The sequence below is a fragment of the Pseudomonas sp. GW704-F2 genome (assembly GCF_059423025.1).
This window is the reverse complement of the sequence record NZ_JBWKXO010000019.1, coordinates 106,876-124,432: the sequence shown is the minus strand read 5'-3', so window position 1 is coordinate 124,432 and position 17,557 is coordinate 106,876. Positions and strand designations below refer to the sequence as shown.

The window sequence follows — 17,557 nt, the reverse complement described above, 5'->3', positions numbered from 1 at the left end:
AACGGCGGCTCGGCCGGGTTCATCACGATGATCGCCTTGCCCTTGGCCGCGCCGCCGATGACTTCGATGGCCTTGGAGGTGGTTTCGGTGAATTCGTCGATGTTGGCGCGGGTGCCGGGGCCGGCGGATTTACTCGCGATCGAGGCGACGATCTCGGCGTAATGCACCTTGGCCACGCGCGACACCGCGGCGACCATCGGAATGGTCGCCTGGCCGCCGCAGGTGACCATGTTGACGTTGAGCTGATCGAGGTTCTGCTCCAGGTTCACCACCGGCACGCAGTACGGACCGATGGCTGCCGGTGTCAGGTCGATCAGGCGGATGCCGGGCTTGATCGCGCGCAGGAACGCATCGTTCTGCACATGCGCGCCGGCCGAGGTGGCATCGAAGACGAAGTCGATGTGCTGGAACACGTCCATGCGGGTCAGGCCTTCGACGCCTTCGTGGGTGGTAGCCACGCCCATGCGCTGGGCGCGGGCGAGGCCGTCGGAGGCCGGGTCGATGCCGACCATGACCGCCATTTCCAGGTGTTTGGCGTTGCGCAGGATCTTGATCATCAGGTCGGTGCCGATGTTGCCGGAACCGATGATGGCGACTTTGAGTTTATTCATTGTTATTGCCTCATATGCACGCAAGTCGCCGATTACTCGGCGCGACTGTCTACCGAGAAGTTCACGCCGACCCGGCCGATGCCGTCGATCTCGGCCTCGAACCGATCACCGGCAGCGACCGCCACCATCGGCCCCAGCGCGCCGGTGAGAATGATGTCGCCGGCGCGCAGCGGATCGCCCAGGCGCGCCATGGCGCAGGCCAGCCAGACCGCCGCATTGAGCGGGTGACCAAGGCATTCGGCGCCACTGCCGCTGGACACTTCTTCAGCGTTGCGGGTCATCCGCATGCTGGCCTGGCGCAGGTCGAGCCCATCGAGACGTCGAGCCGGGCCGCCGAGTACGAAGCAGCCGCTGGACGCGTTGTCAGCCACGGTATCGACGAAGCGGATGTTCCAGCCCTGGATGCGACTGCCGACGATTTCCAGGGCCGGCACGACCCAGCCGGTGGCCGCCATCACGTCGGCGAATGTGGTGTCGGCGCGGGGCAGGTCGCGTTCGAGGATCAGCGCGATTTCAGCCTCGATCTTCGGTTGCAGTACGCGGCCGCTCGGCACGGTGGCGTTGTCGCCGTAGCACATGTCGGCAAACAGGGTGCCGAAGTCCGGCTGGTCCACGCCCAGCTGGGCCTGGACCTTGGGGTTGGTCAGGCCGATCTTGCGCCCGACCACGCGGCGCCCGTTGGCCACGCCGTGGTCGACGTTGAGGCGCTGGATGGCATACGCGGCGGCGGCGTTGTCTGCACCGATCCGCTCGCGCAGCGGCCCGATGGCTTCGCCGTGGTCTTCGGCCTGGCGCAGGTCGGCGGCGAGTTGTTGCAGGGTGTCTTGAGTCAGTGTCATGTCAGCCTCGATGATCAGTGGGTCAGGAAGTCCAGGACCATGCGGTTGAACTTCTCGGCGTGTTCCCACTGCGCCCAGTGGCCGCAACGGTTGAACACATGCAACTGCGCCCGGGGCAGGCCGGCCAGCAGGCGCAAGCCGGTGTCCATCGGCACGAAGCGGTCCTCGCGGCCCCAGACGAGCAGGGTGTCGGCGCTGATTTCGTGCAGGCGGTGACTGAAATCCGGAAATTGCTTGGGGTTGAGCGTGCTGCTCTTGACGAAGTTGTCCAGGTGATCGCGGCGCGACAGGATGTTGTCCAGGCGGGTCTGGAACAGTTCGTCGGTGAGGCCGCTGGCGTCGAAAACGAAGACATTCATCATCTTCTTCAGGTTCTCGATGGTCGGGTCGCGGTACAGCGCGCCGATCAGCTTGATGCCTTCGGTGGGCTGCGGCACGAAGGCACTCGGGCCGCCGGTGCCGCCGCCCATCAGGATCAGCTTGCCGATCCGCTCAGGGTATTCCAGGGCGAAGGCGACGGTGCTGTGGGCCCCCATCGAATTGCCGATGATGTGCACGCGCTCCAGCCCCAGCACATCGAGCAGGCCCTTGAGCGCCTGGGCATTGAGGTTCGAGCGCGAGCCTTCGCTGACGATCGTGTCGCTTTTGCTCCAGCCGGGGCAATCCATCAGGATCACGCGAAAACCGGCATTCACCAGCGGCTCGATATTGCGATTGAAGTTGGCCCAGCCGCTCGCGCCCGGCCCGGAGCCGTGCAGCATGACCACGGTGTCGGCGCCTTCGCCAAGGTCGTTGTAGTGCAGTTGCAGGTCCAGGTCGCCTTCCTTGATACGGGCAAAGCGGCTGGTGGAGGCTTCACTGAAAGCAGTGGCAGTCATGGCAGTGTTCCTTGAATTCATGGGTGAGGGGGCAGCGGCTGTGCGCCAAGCGCACCGAAACCTGCGATCCACTCGGGAATCGGGCGGTAGTAGCGGCCTTCGGTCTGATACGGGCCGAAGGCACTCAGGGCAGCGAAGGCGGCGACCCAGGTTTTGACTTCATGGGTCGACTTGCCGGCCAGCGCCGACAACGCGTCATTGCCCAAGCTGTCGAGGTCGCGCATACGGCCCTGTTCGAGGCTGTCGAGAAACTGCTGATCCCAGGCCGGGTTCAGCGGGTGCAGGCTGTTCGGGTCTTCGACGAAAGCGCGGGCGGCTTGAATCACCCGGTTCTGGCGGGCCTGTCGTTCATCGGCGGGGAGCTGACGCCCGCTGCCCATCAGACGGTCAGCCATGCGTGCGTCGACCTTGGCCAGTTCCGGTACCGGTGGCTGATGGGACAAGCCACCGGAAGCGAGGAACAGCACACGTTTATCCAGCGCTTTGGCCCATTGGCCAATCGCTTCACCCAACAGTCGGGCGCGCTTGAAACTCGGCAGCGGCACCGCCACCGAGTTGATAAACACCGGAATCACCGGGCAGCGCTGCAAGCCGCCGAGCAACAGTTCCAACGGTTGCGCGAACCCATGGTCGACCTGCATGCGATACGACACCGCGGCATCGACACCGGCATCCAGCACCGCCTGGGCGCAGGATTCGGCCAGCGCTTTGGGCACGTCGAGCGGGCCGGCGGCGGTGTCGAAATCGCCAATCGCGTGGGCCGCCATGCCGATGCAAAAGGCCGGCATCACGTCGTAGAAAAAGCCGTTGTAATGGTCGGGAGCGAACAGCACCACCAGCTGCGGGTCGAAGCGGGCGATACGCTCGCGCGCGGCGTCGATCACGCCGTCGACTTCAGCCAACACATGCGGCGCCGGATCGACGTAGCCCACCAACGGCGTATGAGACAAACAATGCACAAAGGCGCTCATGTCATGCGACCTTGCTGACAACAGCGTTCACCGAGGTTGGCGGCACGGCTTTGAGCGCCCGGGCCAGGTCATCGCAGGCCTGGCCGACGGTTTGCGGGATCGCCAGGCCGGCGAGGAAGCGGTCTGGACGCACCAGGGCGATGGACGAGGTGCCGAGCGCGAACCATTCTTTCAAGCGCCCGCTGCTGTCACCCACGCGGATCACGTCTTGGCCGGCATCGCTCGGTACTCGGAGCTGGACGTCCGGCAACACTTGGATGAAGCGCGTGCCCAGGGCTTTCCAATGGGCGATTTGCGTGGCCGACAGGCCCCAGGTCGGATCGCAGCCCCAGGCGATGATCGCAAAGTTGTCGCCAATCACTTCGTCCAGCAGCACGGTGGTGCCGGCGTCGGTCAAGACCTTTGGCTGAATGAACATCTTGCCCACCGGCGAGCCCGCTGCAGTCGGCACGATCAACGCGCCCCGGGTGTATTGCGGCATCGGTTTGAAGCGCATTTCGACGAAGTAGCGCTTGACCGGCGGCAGGTAGTTGAGCAGCCACGACACCCCATCGCGCAGGGTGCCTTGCCAGCGTTTCGGCGGCGCCAATACGTGGCCGGCGAGTACGGAGAGGTTGATCATCGCCTTGGCGTGGTCGCGGCGCTCCTGTTCGTAGCTGTCGAGCAGGCTGTCGGCGGCCAGGCCCTTGATCACCAGCGCGAGTTTCCACGCCAGGTTCAAGGCATCGCGCATGCCGCTGTTGTAACCCTGGCCTTGCCATACCGGCATGATGTGCGCGGCATCGCCGGCCAGCAGCACCCGGCCCTGGCGGAACCGCCCGGCCAGACGCGCGTTATGGGTATAGACGCGGCTGCGGATCAGCTCGATGCGGTCGGGGTTGGGCAAGACTTTGCTCAGCAGCTTGCGCAGGTTCTCGGGCTTGCTCAGCTCGGTCTCGGTTTCGCCGGGCATCACCATGAACTCGAAACGACGCACGCCATGGGGCAGGGCGGCGGACACGTAAGGACGCACCGGGTCGCAGCACAGATAGACATGGGGCGTGGACAACGGGTCGTTGGCGATGTCGACCACGATCCACTGATTGGGCGCGGTCTTGCCTTCGAAACTGATGTCCAGGCTGCGCCGCACCAGGCTGTTGCCACCGTCGCAACCGATCAGGTAACGGGCATTCAGGCGTTCGCTGCGGCCATGCTGATCCTTGAGGTTGAGCACCACCGCGCTGTCGCTTTGTTCAAAGCTGTCTAGCTCGCGACTGAACAGCACCTTGACGTTGCTGAAGCGCTGCAGGCCGTCGAACAGCACGCGGTCGGCCAAAGGTTGAATGAACGCGTTGCGGCGGGACCAGCCGAACTCGTCGGTTTTCGGTTGGATATCGGCAAAGCAGCGACCCTTGGGCGTCAGGAAACGCATGGCGTGCCAGGGCGTGGTATGCGGCAGCACCTTGTCCGCCAGACCGACGGCCTGGAACGTGCGCAGGCTTTCATCGTCCAGGCCGATGGCGCGGGGGTAGTCGATCAGGGTGTCGAGCTTTTCCACCAAGGTGACGTTTACGCCACGTTGCCCCAGGTAATTGGCGATCATCAAGCCGACAGGGCCGGCGCCGACGATGGCAACGTCGGCGGTCAGCTCCAATGTGGAAGGAGCGGGTGCAAGACTCATGGGTATCTCCGTACAGCGTTTTTGGATTTCTTGTGGGGCGCAGTATGGAAATCACGAGGCTGGTGGACAACGAAAACCCCTGCTAGTGTGCACCAGGTGCACAGCGTTGATTTGAAACGATAATGGAGCGTCCATGAGCGAAACAGAATACAAAACCGTTCGTGGGTTGATGCGGGGTTTGGCCCTGATCAATGGCTTGAATCGTTTCGACGGCGGGGCCAGCACGGCGCAGTTGGCCGAGCAAAGCGGGCTGCACCGGACCACGGTTCGCCGGCTGCTGGAGACCTTGCAGGCCGAGGGTTACGTGCGCCGCAGCGAGTCGGATGACAGCTATCGCCTGACGCTGAAAGTCCGCGAACTGAGCGAGGGATTTCGCGACGAGCAATGGATTTCGTCGATTGCCGCACCGCTGCTCGGCGAGCTGCTGCAACAAGTGGTCTGGCCCACCGACCTGTGTACGCTGGACGGCGACGCCATGGTGATACGCGAGACCACGCATCGCTTCAGTCGCCTGTCGTTTCACCGCTCCATGGTCGGCCGGCGTTTACCCTTGCTCATGACCGCCATCGGGCGCGCGTACTTCGCGTTCTGCCCGCCCGCCGAGCGCGAAGAGCTGATCGAGTTGTTGATCAGCCGCGACGATGAACAGTCGGCGCTGGCAGCGGATCGCGGCTTTGTCGATCGGTTGGTCGAGCACACCCTCGGCAAGGGCTACGGCGAAAACAATTCCCACTGGGGCCTTGAGCGTAAAATCGCTGCGATTGCGATTCCGATCAGGCACGAGGAGCGGGTGATGGGCTGCCTGAATCTGGTCTACATCGCCAAGGCGATGTCAGTTGAGGAAGCCGCCCGCCGCTATCTGCCGGCCATGCAGGGCGTGGTGGAAAAAATCAGAACGCAATTGGCGGAGTGCTGATGCTTGGTTGTGTGGCGCTCTAATCGGCCGGCGAGGCTTTTTCCGCCGCCTCATTGATCAGCACCATACTCTGCGGCGATGACAGCGCCACGCCGAGTTCGCGCAGGCGCCCAAGGACGGTGAACAGCAGGTCGCTGCGGGCTGTTCCCACCGAGCGCGGGCTGTTGACGTAACCGCTGACGCCGATGACCAATCCGTTGGCGGTCAGGTCCTTGAACGTCACCGACGGCGCCGGCGTGTCCAGCACGTCTTCGTGTTCGGTGAATGCCGTCAACAGCAGTTCGCGGATCTGCAGCACATCGGTTTCCAGCGGCAGGGTCAGGGTGATGCCGACCACGCCCAGCGCATTGCCCATGGTCACGTTGCGCACGTTCTGGGTGATGAACTGCGAGTTGGGCACGATCACCGTTGAACGATCGGACATCTGGATTTCCGTGGCGCGCACGTTGATGCGGCGGATATCGCCTTCGACGCCCGCGAGGCTGACCCAATCGCCGACTTTGACCGGGCGTTCGGTGAGCAGGATCAGGCCGGAGATGAAGTTCTGCACGATCGCCTGCAGGCCGAAACCGATGCCCACCGACAGCGCACTGACCACCCAGGTCAAGTTGGTCAGGCTGATATTCAGCGTGGACATCACCACCACCGCGACCAGCACGAAGCCGATGTAACCCACCAGGGTCACCAGCGAGGCGCGCATGCCGGCGTCCATGTTGGTTTCCGGCAGCAGCCGTTCGCCGAGCCAGTTCTTGAGCACGCGCACGCCGAACAGGCCGATCGCGAGCAGGACAAGGGCCAGCAGAATATCGCCGGGGGCGATGTTCAGGTTGCCCAGCGGCTTGCTGCCCAGGTCGAGTTGCGTCAGGCCCGCCAGCAGCTCGCCCGGGCTGGAGCCGGAGGGCAGGAACGCCAACAGCACCGCGGTGAACATCAGCAGGGTGCGGCCCACGCCCGCGAGTATCGTGCTGGCCTGTGCCTGGTGGCGTTCGGACAGGCCCAGGGCCGAGCCGAGCGCCAGGCCGCCAGGCTGTTTCGGCGAGAGCAGGGTCTCGCAGAGGTCGCCGAAGCAGGCGATCAGCAGATAAGCCGTCGCCGCGACCACGCTCATCCACAGCAGCTTGACGGTGAGGAAGTAAGCCAGGGTCAGGTAGCCGCTCAACAGCGCCAGCAGGCTGATCCCGATCCAGGTCCCGGCGACAAACGGAATCAGCCCGGCGATGCCGTTCATGCGTTCAAGCGCGTATCGGCGGCAGGTGCGGCGGTAACGCAGCAGGCCGAAGAAGAACACCAGCGCGATAGCCAGCGCGGTCAGGCCGTTCACCGCCGCGGTCAGTGCCAGGCTGCTGGCGATGACGCTGTTGATGCGTTCCTGGGTGCCGATCAGCATCAAGGCCAGGCCCATCAGCACGGGGAAGGGGGCCAGGGCGACGGCGATCTGGTCGGGGATCTGGGGCAGGCGCCAGGACGGATGCGCGCGCATCAACAGGGCGCGACCGAGGCCGACAATGAAGGCGCAGAACACCACCAGGGTCTGCAATTGATCGAGCAGCGTGAGCATGTCGGCGCTGGGCACGGTGTCGCGTAGCACGCCCCAGCGCAGCAGCGTGGCGGCCAGGCTGATGGTCAGCACGGTGGCCAGCCCCACCGCCAGCGCCAGCGCACTGCGACGCAGGCGGCCTTCGGGGATCCAGCGCACCGTCAGCCGGACCAGCGTGTGCTCCAACACCCGTCGTCCCGTCACCCAGACCAGCAGCGCACTGAACAGCATGCTCACGAAAAACCAGCGGTTTCCCGGCGCCACGGCGGTGTCCGTCACGCTGCGTACATCGGCGTACAGGCTGCGTAAACGGCTGAGGTCGTCGTCGGTCGGGCGGATGATGTTGGACCAGAACACCACGCTGATCGGGCTCGCCGAGCGGGTGCTGATCTGTGAGTCGAAGAGGCTGCGGCGCAGGCTGAAGATCTGCGCGGCCATGTCGCTGGCGGATTGGCTCAGGCTGCTGGCCTGGCGCTGCTCGTTGAGCAGGGTGTTCTTCTGCCGGGTCAATGCGCTGCGTTGTTGGGTCAGGCTGGGGGGCTCATTGACCTGTACCGGGCCAAGCACGTTGAGCTGGTCATCCAGGTGTTCAAGATCGAGGATTTGTTTGGCGGCCAGGGTGTCGGCCTGTTTTTGCACCTGCAAGGCGGCCTGGCGCAAGGTCGAGAGCAGGTCGTCGTTGGCGCTGCCCGTGACTTTCTGGCGGATCAGGTCGAGTTGGTCGTTGAGGTCTTGCACACTGGCGTCTTCAGCCAGCAGCGGCACACTGCGCGGGTCGCTGATCGGCGAAGACGCAGCCTGCGCGAGGCTGGGCAACGTAGCGCACAGCATCAGCAGGGCGAACAGCCCGGTGAAAAAACGGCTCGTGGTGACTCGATGCATGCGCCTTGCCCTTTGACGGTTACCCAAATACCTAAGCGTCACCACTCTATGAGGCGAAGGCAAGCCATTCGTGCGAATTTTTTGGGGAGGCACGGCGGCAACGATGCGCGTCGTCAGGCGGCGGCACAAGATTGTTTAAACCTTCTGCCTCAGCGCTATGTCGATAGCTGGACATACTTCGCCAACTGAGGCAACGCCAATGATAGGAGTCGTGATACCCGCCCATAATGAAGAGCGGCAGATCAGCGAGTGCCTCGCTTCTGTGCGGCTCGCCAGTGAACATCCCGCGCTTGACGGCCGCCCGGTTGAGATACTCGTGGTTCTGGATGACTGTTCCGACCGCACCGACGCGTTGGCGGCGGCCCACGGTGCGGCGACACTCGACGTGCGTTTTCAGAATGTGGGCAAGGCCAGAGCCGTCGGCGCCGAGGCGTTGCTCAAGCGCGGCGTGCAGTGGCTTGCCTTCACGGATGCAGACACGCGGGTTCCCCAGGATTGGCTGGTGCGCCAGCTCGGGTTTGGCGCTGACGCGGTGTGCGGCACCGTCGAGGTCGACAGCTGGAACGAGCACGGCGAACGGGTGCGCGCGCAATACCTGGAGCGCTACCGATTCATCGAAAACCACCGCCACATCCATGGGGCAAACCTTGGGTTGAGTGCCGAGGCCTATCGCACCGCCGGTGGGTTTCAGCACCTGGCCGCCGATGAAGACGTCCGCCTGGTGGCCGACCTTGAACGGACCGGCGCGCGGATCGCCTGGACGGCCACCATTCCGGTGATTACCAGCGCCCGTCGGGACTACAAGTGCCAGGGCGGGTTTGGCGAATACCTGGCTTCGCTGATCCCGCCGTCCGCTCACACCGAAGCCGATTCCCCCTGCACCTGAGCCCCGTGCGTGGATTGCCTGGAAGCGATTGACGGAAAATACGCTAAAGTCCATTATGGATTTATAAGTACAAAAAACCTGCCTGACTTTTTCTTCAATCTTGCCAAATCGACAATAACTTGCGAGACCACGACCATGAAGAAACGCTCCCTCATCACCGCCCTGGCCCTGAGCCTGTTCGCTTGCGGCCACGCCCTGGCCGCCGAGAAAACCCTGCGCATCGGCATCGAGGCAGCTTACCCGCCGTTCGCATCGAAGACCCAGGAAGGCACAATCGTCGGGTTCGACTATGACATCGGCAACGCCTTGTGCGCGCAGATGAAAGTCAAGTGTGTGTGGGTCGAAGGCGAGTTCGATGGGCTGATTCCTTCGCTGAAAGTGAAGAAAATCGACATGGCCTTGTCGTCCATGACCATCAACGAAGACCGCAAGAAGTCGGTGGATTTCACCCACAAGTATTACTTCACCTCATCGCGTCTGGTGATGAAGGACGGCGCGGTGGTGGACGACCAGTACGCCAGCCTCAAAGGCAAGACCGTCGGCGTGCAGCGGGCCACCACCACCGACCGGTATGCCACCGAGGTGTTCGAACCCAAGGGCATCAACGTCAAGCGCTACAGCAATAACGAAGAAATCTACATGGACCTGGCGGCGGGGCGCCTGGATGCGATCTTTGCCGACACCATCCCCCTGAGTGACTTCCTGTCGCTGCCGCGAGGCCAGGGTTATGCGTTTGTCGGGCCGGAACTCAAAGACCCGAAATACGTGGGCGAGGGCGCCGGCATTGCGGTGCGCAAGGGCAATAGCGCGTTGGTCAGTGAGTTGAATGCGGCCATCGACGGCATCCGCGCCAATGGCGAGTACCAGAAGATTTCCGCGCAGTACTTCAAGTCCGATATCTACGGCGACTGATGCTGAATACGCACTTGAAAACGCTGTAGGTCAGTGTGAGAGCTGTCGAGCCCTGGCAAGCCCGCTCTCACATTTGATCGCGGCTGCCGGCTTCAGCCCTTCAGTTCCTTCAAGTGCTTGTAGACCGTTGCCCGCCCCATGCCCAACACATTGGCCACGTAGTTCGAGGCGCTCTTGCCCTTGAACGCGCCTTCGGCGTGCAGCGCCAGCACCAGCTCGCGCTTGTGGTCGCGGGTCAGCAGGTTCAGGCTCAACTGGCGTTCGCGCAGCCAGGCGTGCAAGAAGGTGTTGATCCGTTCCTGCCAGTCATCGCGAAACAGTGAGTCCGGTTGCGGGATCAGCTTGCTGGGTGACAGAAACAGGTCCAGCGCCGCCTTGGCGTTTTCGAACAGCGAGATATTCAGGTTGATGCACAGCACGGCCAGCGGGCGACCCTTGTGGTCGCGCAGCACGGTGCTCAGGCTGCGGATTTTCTGACCGTCCCAGTTGAGCTTTTCGTAGGGGCCGATATTCACTTCGCGGATGTCGTCGCTCAGCATGTCTTCCAGCGCCGAATCGTCACCGATGGCCCGTTTCGACAGGTTGTTGGCGATGTAGTCGACCTTTTGCGTGCGCAGGTCGTGCAGCACCACTTCGGCGTGGGGGAAGAACAACGTGGCGATCGCATCGGCGATCGCACGGAAGTTCTGCAGGACCTTGTCTTGTTCAGCGGTGTTCATCAATGCGGCTCCAGGCGTTCGGGGGAGAGCATACCAGCGTCCAGGCCGAACCGCGCCAGTGGCTCCGGCAGCGCCGCGCCGCGCACCAAGGCCGCGCTGGCCTGGCCCATCGCGGGCGAGGTCTGGATGCCGTACCCGCCCTGTGCCGCCACCCAGAACAGCCCGGCCACCCGCGGATCGAAGCCGGACAGCAAATCACCGTCGTGGACAAAACTGCGCAGGCCGGCCCAGGTGCGGGTCGGGCGGCGAATGGTCAGGGTGGTGGCTTCTTCGATCTGGTGGATCCCCATGGCGATGTCCAGTTCTTCGGGCTGGATGTCCTGGGGTTCCACCGGGTCGGCGTTGGCTGGCGAACCGAGGAACATGCCGGCATCGGGTTTCATGTAGAACGCTTCGTCGAGGGCCACCAGCATCGGCCAGGCGTGGCTGTCCACGCCTTCGGGGCCGGCGAAGATGAACGCCGAACGACGCTTGGGTTGCAGGCCGACGGACGCGGCGCCGGCCAGCCCGCCGATATGGTCGGCCCACGCGCCGGCGGCGTTGATGATGATCGGCGCGGTGCAGGTTTCATGCTGGGTTTGTACGTGCCACAGGCCGTCGGCAGTGCGGCTCAGGCCCAGCACGTGGCTGTCGGTCCGCACTTCGCCGTGGTTGCGGCGGATGCCGCGCAGGTAGCCTTGGTGCAGGGCGTCGGTGTCGATGTCGCTGGCGGTCGGGTCGTAGATCGCCCCGTGGACTTTGTCGCGCCGCAGGATCGGCAAGCGTGCACAGGCTTCGTCGGCACTCAGTCGTTCGACCTGCGACACGGTGGCCTTGGCGCTGAGGTATTGCTTGTCCAGCTCGGCCGGGTCGCCGCTGAAGTCCACAGTCATCTCGCCCCGGGGCGTGAGCAGCGGGTGTTCGCAGAAACCGGCGGGCGGGTTGTCGAAAAACGCCCGGCTGGCCAGGGTCAGTGCGCGCACTTGCGGGGTGCCGTAGGCGGCGCTGTAGAGCGCGGCCGAACGCCCGGTCGAGTGATAGCCGGGGTGGGCCTCACGCTCCAGCACCAGTACCTTGCCGTGGGGCGACAGCCAGAAACCCGTGGACGCGCCGGCAATCCCGCCGCCGATGATGATGAAGTCTGCGTGGCTCATGAACATCTCCTGAAGGTGGGGTTAGCGCTGCAGCTGGTACAGCGCGTTAGCCAGTGCAATGTCTTCCAGCCCCAGCCCGATGGACCGGAAAAACACCGGGCGTTGGTAGTCCGGGCGCTGTGCCATGTCACTGAGTAGCTCGGGCAGGTCGCCCATCACCGCGCGTTTGTCCCAGCCGTGCTGTTCGCTGGCGATCAGCATTTCGCCGGCCGCGTCCGGAGTGGTCTGGCGATAGTCGCAGAATACCTGCATCGCGTTAAGGCTGTGGGGCGGCACTTCATGGGCGCGGGGCGCATTGGTGCTGATCGAAGTGATCAGCGCCGGTTTGCTCAGGTGCGCCGGGTCGAGCACCGGGCCGGCCGACGAGGTACACAGCATGATCACGTCGGCATCCGCCACGGCCGCCGCGCAGCTGTCGGCGATGCTCAGGCGCGGGTCGAGGCCGGTGAGCTGCGCGAGGGTGGCGGGGCTGGCGCTGGCCAGGCTCGGTGAAAACAGGCTGATGTGCTGCCAGTCCCGCAGGTTTTGCACGTAGCGCAAGTGCGCCTGGGCGACCTTGCCGCTGCCGATGATCGCCAGGCGCCGGGCCGCCAATGGCGCCAGGGCGTCCACCGCGAGGGCCGTGGTGGCGGCGGTGCGTGCGGTGGTCAGTTCATGGGCATCGCACAACAGCAACGGTTGGCCGCTGTGCATCGACATCAACAGCGTCCAGGCCGTCACCAATGGCCCTTGCTCCCCTACGATGTACGGCGAAGTCTTGACCCCGTACACGCCGTCCTCGGCCAGCACGCCCAGGTAGTTGATGAAGTCGCCGGCGCCCTTCGGAAACGCCACTAACTGTTGCGGCGGTTGCACCGCCAGCCCGGCGGCGAGGTCGCGGAACAGCTTGTGCAGGATCTGGGGCACGTCGATCTGAGCGAGTAACTCGCGCGCTTGGGCCTGCTGGATGACATGGGGCGTGCTGGACATGGGGAACTCCGCTGTAAACTAATTTGTCCATTATGGACTTTTAGTTGTTGCGGGCAATATCCCGGGGAAAAAAATACGCTCAAGCCGGCAGCCCCCACATCTATATAGGTCACCTGTTCGCCACGGCTCAAGTACGTTTCGGCACCACCCCTGTTGCCACCCGGACGTTCGACCATGCTGACCCGCTGCATCTTCCCCCTCGTGTTACTGCTGTTGCCTTGCCTTACCGGCCACACCCACGCCAGAGACCTGGCCGAGGGACTGAACGATGGCAGCGCCTCCCTGGCGCTGCAGAACCACGACCAGCGTTACGCGCTGTGGTCCGGTATCGGGTTGTTGAAAAATGCGATCGGCCAAACCTGCAACGCGGTGCTGCTGGACACCCGCAACCGCCAGAGCAAGGCCGTCGGCCCGGCGTATGTCTTGACCAGTGGGCATTGCGTGTACTTCAGCTTCGGCACGGCCCATGTCAACCAAGCCATCGAGGCGAGCATCACGTTCAATTATTTCCACGACACATCGGCGCAACAGCGCACGTTTCGCATTAAAACGGCGCATTGGACCAGCATGGTCGGCACTGATCTGGCGGTGCTCGAACTGGATACCTCACTCGCCGGGCTGATCACCGACGGCATCATGCCGCTCAAGCTCGCCACCCATCAAAGTACCGGGGAACGTGAGGTCGTGAATGTCGGTTCGCCGAGCGGGTTTCGCCAGAAGGGCTTGCGTATGAGTGCCTGCAAGGAAACCGCGACCAACAGCTTTGTCGAGCATCCCGGGGTGTTTCCCGGCGCCCTGAAAAACCGCTGCAATGACCTGCAGTACGGCAGTTCCGGCAGCCCGATGCTGGACCGGCATACCAATGAAGTCACCGGCATTGTCAGCAAAGTCGCGGCGGTCATTAAAAAAGACATCCTCAACAACTGCCAGAACGTCTCGGCGTGTGAAGCGGCCAAGTTCAACTACAGCTATCCCGCCAACGACCTGCACCGTTGTTTTGTCGAGGGCCAATTCTCGAACGATACGCCTGCTTGCCAGCTCAAAGCCGTCGATATCCACCTTGAGGAACCCTGGAAGCTCAACCCCTATGTGCATATGCAACTGGGCGAATTCGGGCAGAGTGTGCAGCCTACCTGGAACATCAGGTTCTCGATCCAGGACCCGTTCTATCGCTTCAAGGCTGTGCGCAACGTCAATGAATGCAGGCTGCCCAATGGTTATCAACGTGCCATTGCGTCAACCCAGGGCTACATCAATCAGGCCATCGGCCCGGCGCTGGGGGCGTATGTGCTGTGCATCATCGGCGTTCAAACCCCCGGCGAGCCGTTGACGCCGGCCTTGCTGCACAATGCGTTCACCCACTCGGTGTTCTTGACCGACCCGGCGCCGGTCCCGCGCATCGGCCTGAACTACAGCGTCAACTGGGACGACCCGCAGACCGCCTTCAGCCACCATTACTTCTATGTGGACACCTCGGCGGAAGCTGCCTGCCGTGACAATGACGACGTCCGCTACATCCTCGCCACAGGCGGAACGAGTTACCCGCTCTCGCAACTGCCCGTCACCCTGTGCAGCTTTGCGCGTAACCCGGCGGGGCAGCCTTCGGCGGTACGCACGGATGTGATCGAGCGATCCGCCTACCTGCCGCCCACCCAAACGCGCCAGCCGGCAGCGTCTCAGCGATGAGACGGTCAACCCGTGACACGAAAGCCACCGGAGAGTTTTTCCTTCAGATAACCCACCAATGCACTTACGGACTTGGGTACATGGGGCGAGTAGGGCCGTATCAAGTAAATCTCATCGGCAAACGCGCCCTTGAGCGTCCAGCCCTTGAGCACCTGCACCAGCGTGCCGCCGGCCAGCGCCGCATGGGCGCTGAAATCCGGGAGCAGGGCGATGCCCAGGTGATTGAGCGCCGAGTCGCGCAAGGCTTCGCTGTTGTTGGTCGAGAAGCTCCCGGCGATCGGCACGGTGACCCGTTCGAGGGTTTTGCCGCCGCGCTCGAAGGTCCAGGCGGGCTGCTCGGTGCCGCGCGGGTAGTAGAGGCAGTTATGCGCGCTGAGCTCGCCGGGGGTGCGCGGTTCGCCGTGGCGTTGCAGGTAGTCGCGGGTGGCGACCAGCACCGAGGTGGTGTCGCACAGCTTCCATGCGACGTGGGTTTCCGGCACCTGAAAACCGTGGCGCACCGCCAGGTCGTAGCCTTCGGCGGCCAGTGAACTCAAGGCATCCGACACCTCCAGCTGGACCCGCACCTGCGGGTACAGTTGCAGAAAGGCCGACAGGTGCGGCACCAGTTGCTGCCGGGCGAACGCGACCGGCGCGGTCAAGCGCACCAAGCCGCGGATTTCCCCGGCGGCATCGCGCACCGAAGAAAAACTGCGGGCGATCTGTTCGTAGGCGCTGCGCACGTCCCGCGTCAGTGACTGCCCGGCGTCGGTCAGGCGCACGCTACGGGTGGTGCGGGTGACCAGGCGCGTGCCGGTGGCTTTTTCCAGGTCGCTGATGCGCTGGCTGACCGCCGACTTGCTCACCCCCAGGCGCGCCGCGGCGGCGGTGTAGGTGCCGTGTTCTTCCAGCACCGAGAGCCAGTGAATGTGGCTCCACAGCCCTTCGATCTCAGACTTTTCCATGGGGTTATTGTTCGCCTATAAGGACAATCAGTTCTGGATTCTGCTCTGGTTCGGAACAAATCGAAAGCCTATCGTGTGTCCCAACGCTACCCACCTGGGACCTACTGCCATGACCAGCACCATCGAGCACTACATCAACGACCAGCGCGTGAGCCGCGATGATCGCTATCAGGACGTCTACAACCCGGCCACCGGCGCCGTGACCGGGCGCGTCGCCCTGGCCAGCCGCCAGACCGTCGGCGAAGCCGTCGCCGCCGCCCAAGCCGCCTTCGCCAGTTGGGCCGATACCCCGCCGATCCGCCGCGCCCGCGTATTGTTCGAATACCTGCACCTGCTGCGCGCACGCAAGGACGACCTGGCGCGCATCATCGTCGCCGAACACGGCAAGGTGTTTACCGATGCCCAGGGCGAAGTCGACCGTGGCATCGACATCCTCGAATTCGCCTGCGGCATTCCCAACCTGCTCAAGGGCGAACACTCCGACCAGGTCTCGCGAGGCATGGACAACTGGACAATGCGCCAGCCCCTGGGCGTGGTCGCTGGCGTCACGCCGTTCAACTTCCCGGTGATGGTGCCGATGTGGATGTACCCGATCGCCATCGCGGCGGGCAACACCTTCATCCTCAAGCCCAGCCCGACCGACCCGAGCGCCGCTCTGTTCATGGCTGAGCTTTTGCGTGAAGCCGGTTTGCCCAAAGGCGTGTTCAACGTGGTGCAGGGCGACAAGGAAGCGGTGGACGCGCTGATCGAACACCCGGACGTCAAGGCCGTGAGCTTTGTCGGCTCTACGCCGATCGCCCAATACATTTACGAAACTGGTGCGCGTCACGGCAAGCGCGTGCAAGGCCTGGGCGGCGCGAAAAACCACATGGTGGTGATGCCCGACGCCGACATCGAACGCACCGTCGACGCGCTGATGGGCGCCGCCTACGGCAGTGCCGGCGAACGCTGCATGGCCATCTCCGTGGCGGTGCTGGTGGGCGATGTGGGTGACAAAGTCATCGCCGCCCTGACCGAGCGGGCCAAGCAACTGCGCATCACCGACGGCCGCGACCTCAAGGCCGAAATGGGCCCGATCGTCTCGCGCGCGGCACTGGAGCGCATCAGCGGCTACATCGAACAAGGCGTCCAGGCCGGCGCGCAGCTGCTGCTCGACGGCCGCGATTACGTGCCGACCGAACCCGGCCTGGAAAACGGCTTCTGGCTCGGCGCGACCTTGTTCGACCATGTGACTCAAGAGATGAGCATCTACCGCGAAGAAATCTTCGGCCCAGTGCTGGCCTGCGTGCGCGTGAATGACTTTGCAGAAGCGGTGAAACTGGTCAACGACCACGAATTCGGCAACGGCGTCAGCTGCTTCACCCGCGACGGCAACATCGCCCGCGAATTCGCACGGCGTATCGAAGTGGGCATGGTCGGCATCAACGTACCGATCCCGGTGCCGATGGCCTGGCACGGTTTTGGCGGCTGGAAGAAGAGCCTGTTCGGCGATATGCATGCCTACGGCACCGAAGGCGTGCGCTTCTACACCAAGCAGAAGTCGATCATGCAGCGTTGGTCGGAGAGCATTGAGCAAGGTGCGGAGTTTGCGATGCCCGTCTCCAAATGACAGCCTAAGGAACACAGAGAAACCCATGTGGCAGGGGGCTTGCCCCCGATGACGGAGTGGCAGTCACTGCATGAGTGCCTGAACCACCGCTATCGGGAGCAAGCTCCCTCCCACATTTTTTGTGCGTGGTCAGGCAGTGGGCTTCGTGGGCCTGAGGCATTCGATGGAGCGGTCAACCGTGGTTTTGGCGATTTCCAGCAAATGCCACACCGCGAGGATCTTCGCCCGCTCCGGTTTCTCCAGCAGCTCCCCGCAATCCAGCGCCGTCGCCGAAGCGCTGTCCAGCAGACTGGCGGTGTAGAGCAGGGCGTCTTCGAAGCTCAGGTCCTCGTTGACGGCGTGGAAACCTTGGGTGGGCAGGTAATGGTCGATGGCGCGGTTGAAGGCAGCGCGGTCTTTGGTGGG

Annotated in this window: 15 protein-coding genes and 1 pseudogene; 5 read left to right on the top strand and 11 right to left on the bottom strand. The window is 63.6% G+C overall.

Features of this window, described 5'->3' with window-relative positions; genetic code table 11:
* From mhpF to AC07W0_RS17660, 5 genes and pseudogenes are all read right to left on the bottom strand, one after another.
* Positions 1-611 (bottom strand): annotated as a pseudogene (gene mhpF / locus AC07W0_RS17680) (acetaldehyde dehydrogenase); the annotation flags it as partial.
* 32 nt (positions 612-643) lie between these two features.
* Complete coding sequence (gene mhpD, locus AC07W0_RS17675) at positions 644-1,450, bottom strand: 2-keto-4-pentenoate hydratase (protein WP_079443509.1); 807 nt, start codon at positions 1,448-1,450, stop codon at positions 644-646.
* Between the two features lie 14 nt (positions 1,451-1,464).
* Positions 1,465-2,328, bottom strand: a complete 864-nt coding sequence (locus tag AC07W0_RS17670; RefSeq protein WP_017847920.1) for an alpha/beta fold hydrolase — start codon at positions 2,326-2,328, stop codon at positions 1,465-1,467.
* 17 nt (positions 2,329-2,345) lie between these two features.
* Positions 2,346-3,299 (bottom strand): 3-carboxyethylcatechol 2,3-dioxygenase, encoded by a 954-nt coding sequence (mhpB, locus tag AC07W0_RS17665; RefSeq protein ID WP_017847919.1) that lies wholly within the window; start codon positions 3,297-3,299, stop codon positions 2,346-2,348.
* A 1-nt stretch (position 3,300) separates the two neighbouring features.
* Positions 3,301-4,959: a bifunctional 3-(3-hydroxy-phenyl)propionate/3-hydroxycinnamic acid hydroxylase gene (locus AC07W0_RS17660; protein WP_102618284.1), complete on the bottom strand. Its 1,659-nt coding sequence runs from the start codon at positions 4,957-4,959 to the stop codon at positions 3,301-3,303.
* A gap of 133 nt (positions 4,960-5,092) precedes the next feature.
* Here AC07W0_RS17660 and AC07W0_RS17655 point away from each other — a divergent pair, with 133 nt between their 5' ends.
* A complete protein-coding gene (locus AC07W0_RS17655) occupies positions 5,093-5,875 on the top strand; it encodes a DNA-binding transcriptional regulator (RefSeq protein WP_017847917.1) in 783 nt (260 codons plus the stop codon).
* A 19-nt stretch (positions 5,876-5,894) separates the two neighbouring features.
* On the opposite strand, the gene AC07W0_RS17650 is transcribed toward AC07W0_RS17655, so the two are convergent.
* Positions 5,895-8,294, bottom strand: a complete 2,400-nt coding sequence (locus tag AC07W0_RS17650) for a DUF3772 domain-containing protein (protein WP_102618283.1) — start codon at positions 8,292-8,294, stop codon at positions 5,895-5,897.
* Between the two features lie 199 nt (positions 8,295-8,493).
* Here AC07W0_RS17650 and AC07W0_RS17645 point away from each other — a divergent pair, with 199 nt between their 5' ends.
* The gene (locus tag AC07W0_RS17645) at positions 8,494-9,180 is read left to right on the top strand and encodes a glycosyltransferase family 2 protein (protein ID WP_102618282.1); all 687 of its coding nucleotides are present in this window, start codon (positions 8,494-8,496) and stop codon (positions 9,178-9,180) included.
* 135 nt (positions 9,181-9,315) lie between these two features.
* Positions 9,316-10,092: an ABC transporter substrate-binding protein gene (locus AC07W0_RS17640; RefSeq protein WP_017847914.1), complete on the top strand. Its 777-nt coding sequence runs from the start codon at positions 9,316-9,318 to the stop codon at positions 10,090-10,092.
* Between the two features lie 92 nt (positions 10,093-10,184).
* On the opposite strand, the gene AC07W0_RS17635 is transcribed toward AC07W0_RS17640, so the two are convergent.
* From AC07W0_RS17635 to AC07W0_RS17625, 3 genes are read right to left on the bottom strand one after another with little or no spacing between them, the layout of a single operon-like run.
* Positions 10,185-10,811 carry a helix-turn-helix transcriptional regulator gene (locus AC07W0_RS17635; protein ID WP_017847913.1) on the bottom strand — a complete coding sequence of 209 codons (627 nt, stop codon included), beginning with the start codon at positions 10,809-10,811 and terminating at the stop codon, positions 10,185-10,187.
* Positions 10,811-11,944 (bottom strand): NAD(P)/FAD-dependent oxidoreductase, encoded by a 1,134-nt coding sequence (locus tag AC07W0_RS17630; RefSeq protein WP_046383936.1) that lies wholly within the window; start codon positions 11,942-11,944, stop codon positions 10,811-10,813. The genes AC07W0_RS17635 and AC07W0_RS17630 overlap by 1 nt, the downstream gene beginning before the upstream one ends.
* A 21-nt stretch (positions 11,945-11,965) precedes the next feature.
* Positions 11,966-12,913, bottom strand: a complete 948-nt coding sequence (locus tag AC07W0_RS17625; RefSeq protein ID WP_017847911.1) for an ornithine cyclodeaminase family protein — start codon at positions 12,911-12,913, stop codon at positions 11,966-11,968.
* A 174-nt stretch (positions 12,914-13,087) separates the two neighbouring features.
* On the opposite strand from AC07W0_RS17625, the gene AC07W0_RS17620 reads away from it, so the two are divergent.
* Positions 13,088-14,599, top strand: a complete 1,512-nt coding sequence (locus tag AC07W0_RS17620; protein ID WP_102618280.1) for a trypsin-like serine peptidase — start codon at positions 13,088-13,090, stop codon at positions 14,597-14,599.
* A 5-nt stretch (positions 14,600-14,604) separates the two neighbouring features.
* Here AC07W0_RS17620 and AC07W0_RS17615 read toward each other — a convergent pair whose 3' ends face one another.
* Positions 14,605-15,543 (bottom strand): LysR family transcriptional regulator, encoded by a 939-nt coding sequence (locus tag AC07W0_RS17615; protein ID WP_102618279.1) that lies wholly within the window; start codon positions 15,541-15,543, stop codon positions 14,605-14,607.
* A gap of 109 nt (positions 15,544-15,652) precedes the next feature.
* On the opposite strand from AC07W0_RS17615, the gene AC07W0_RS17610 reads away from it, so the two are divergent.
* Entirely contained in the window at positions 15,653-17,152 is a 1,500-nt protein-coding gene (locus AC07W0_RS17610) for a CoA-acylating methylmalonate-semialdehyde dehydrogenase (protein WP_102618278.1), read from the top strand.
* 129 nt (positions 17,153-17,281) lie between these two features.
* On the opposite strand, the gene AC07W0_RS17605 is transcribed toward AC07W0_RS17610, so the two are convergent.
* Positions 17,282-17,557: DUF6124 family protein (locus AC07W0_RS17605; protein ID WP_495029336.1), on the bottom strand; the 276-nt coding region annotated here is incomplete at its 5' end.